The organism is uncultured Marinobacter sp., assembly GCF_963974375.1.
In the GTDB taxonomy this organism is placed as follows: domain Bacteria; phylum Pseudomonadota; class Gammaproteobacteria; order Pseudomonadales; family Oleiphilaceae; genus Marinobacter.
This window is the reverse complement of record NZ_CAXBDN010000387.1, coordinates 1-2,695: the sequence shown is the minus strand read 5'-3', so window position 1 is coordinate 2,695 and position 2,695 is coordinate 1. Positions and strand designations below refer to the sequence as shown.

Genomic DNA, 2,695 nt, shown 5'->3' with positions numbered 1-2,695 from the left:
AAACTATAGCACTTTCAGCCGCTTTCTTTTATCCCCTCATGAGAAATCCGGGTTAAGTCCAAAGATGTGCATGGTTTCACCCTCCGGTGGTAATAATATTTGCACGTGAATTGGGCTTACATTTATAGCCCTGCTATCTGGCGGCCAACAAATATCCTCTGTGTAATTGAAAATCGACGTTTGCACGCTTTGGCTGTGGTTATCAGTGCGTGCTTTATATAGGTTGTGGGTATAGGTTCTATATCTTGTTGAATAGTAAGCCCGCGTGCAGTGGGCTAATTGCCTGGCAGATATAAAAATTTTCTGATCAGAGCCGTGTGATGTGAATAGCTGGTGAAATAGTGTCAGAGAGTCTGATTGACCTGCCCACCAATAACCCTATTGATTTGTACAAATATAAGATGAACCGTTTTTAATGTTATGCGATTTTGTGTTATCGAACCGTACAATCATTTTTGCCATGCAGATGCCGGATCTGTGATTTTCTTCACACCCCCATTTTCCTCTTTGGTGACTATTGAAGATCGTGCCGCTAATGGCTGTTTCCGGTTCGCAGGGCTTTTGTCACTTTCCTGTGGCAAGATCAATCCACTGAGTGAACATCCGCTACAACATCGCCATCGCATCCGACCGTGGCCCCCGATCAGGAGTGACCCATGAGCCAGCAGGAACTTGCCCCCAAACGTGAAATTTTTGGCTGGGCCATGTTCGATTTCGCCAACCAGGGCTACACCCTGCTGATTATCACGGTCATATACGGCGATCTGTTTACCCGCATCATTGTGGGTGATGCCCCGGATTTCCGCATGGGTAACCTGCTCTGGAGCCTGGCACTGGCGATCAGCTACCTGATGGTGGTGGTGGCCAATCCCGTGTGTGGGGCCATCATGGACTACACGGCGAGCCGCAAGCGGTTCCTGTTCGGAAGCTACCTGCTGACTGTTTTTGCCACCGCGATGCTGTACCTGGCGGAACCCGGGTGGTGGCTGGTGGCGGTGGTGCTGATCATCATTTCCAACTTCGCATACGCCATCGGCGAGGGTTTTATTGCCAGCTTCCTGCCGGATCTTGGGCCACGTAAGGCCATGGGCTGGATTTCAGGGCTCGGCTGGGGCCTGGGCTATATTGGCGGGCTGGTCGCCACGGCTTTCGCACTGTTGTTTCTGGGGGATGTATCCGCAGAGAACTTCGACACCATTCGTTGGGTTGGACCCTTTGCGGCGGGTTTCTTTCTGATCACGGCCATTCCCACCTTTGTCTGGGTCAGGGAGCGAGGCAGGGCCCAGGTCAAACCGGAAGGCGCGTCGCTGGTGAAAATCGGGGTACAGCGAATCAGGACTACCTGGTCTGAAATCCGTTATTTCCGGGATCTGCGTTCGCTGCTGATTTCGGTATTTTTTGCCATGGCGGGGATCTACATCATCATTGCGTTCTCCTTCATCTACGGGTCGCAGGTGATTGGCTGGGATGAAGAGGTACGGGTCTTCATGTTTATCACAGTGCAGATCACGGCGGCACTGGGAGCGGTGGGGTTTGGCTGGCTGCAGAGCCATATCGGCGCCCGTACCACCTATATCATCACCCTGACCCTTTGGTTGCTGGCCATTCTGGCGATCTGGCAGACCCCTGCGCTGACTGTCCTGATCCAGAACCTGTTTGGGGTGAGCTGGGAGGCCCAGTACGTATTTCTTTTTGCCGGCGTTCTGGCGGGTGCCAGCCTCGGTTCATCCCAATCCGCAACCCGCGCGCTGGTGGGCGTGCTGACGCCCCGGGGCAAGGCGGCGGAGTTCTTTGGTTTCTGGGGCATGTCCTCAAAGCTGGCTGCGGTGTTCGGTATTCTGGGGTTGGGGGCTATTCAGTGGGGGTTCGGCCTGGCGGATGCCATTCTGTTCTGCCTGGTGCTGTTTGTGCTGGCGATCATTACGGTGTTGCCGGTGAACGAGCGGCGGGGAGAGGCTGCGGCGGAAGCCTGGCAGGATCAGGCAAACCCGGACCTCCGTTCGTCCTGAGCCTGAGCCTCCCGAAGGGTCGAAGGACAGGACCTCCCGATGATCAGTTGTTATGGCATTTCAGGCTTTTTGCTGAAGGCGGCAATAATGAAGGCGGCGATCAGATTGCCGGCGATGCTGGCAACAATGGCCGCAAAATAGCTCTGGGTCAGGTCATAGAGGTAGCCAGCTGCGGTGGGGCCAATCAGTGTGCCCAGTGCCACACAGGTATAGAGCACGCCAATGATGCTGCTGACGTTGCGGCCACCGAAGTAATCCATCACCAGCGCCGGCAGCAAGGCCACGAAGCCGCCGTAAAAGGCACCGAAGGTCAGGGCAAACAGCGCCAGCGGCCACAAGGTGTCGGACACCGTCCAGATCACCAGGGTCAGGGCCATACCCAGGTAAACACCGATCAGCGACACATGGCGCCCGATGCGATCGGCGATACCACCCAGGAAGAATCGCCCCAGGGTGCTGCCAACCCCGATCATGCCCAGCAAAAAGGCCGCCTGGCCCGAACTCATACCATGATCCAGGGCGTAGGGCACCAGATGCACAAAGGGTACAAATAACCCGAAAGAGGCAATCAGACCGGCCAGGTACAAAGCGATAAACGGCCGTGAGCGGATCGCCTGAGCCATTGGAATGCCAGCGGGCGGCGTGCCTGTGGGCACAGCCACTGCAGCAACACCATCTGGTCCCAG

Annotated in this window: 2 protein-coding genes; one reads left to right on the top strand and one right to left on the bottom strand. The window is 55.7% G+C overall.

The features are described from left to right. Window positions 1–656: 656 nt before the first annotated feature. Window positions 657–2,009: an MFS transporter gene (locus AAC035_RS20465; RefSeq protein ID WP_339806958.1), complete on the top strand. Its 1,353-nt coding sequence runs from the start codon at window positions 657–659 to the stop codon at window positions 2,007–2,009. A 50-nt stretch (window positions 2,010–2,059) separates the two neighbouring features. On the opposite strand, the gene AAC035_RS20460 is transcribed toward AAC035_RS20465, so the two are convergent. Continuing rightward, on the bottom strand, window positions 2,060–2,695 hold a 636-nt coding region (locus AAC035_RS20460), incomplete at its 5' end, for an MFS transporter (protein WP_339806957.1).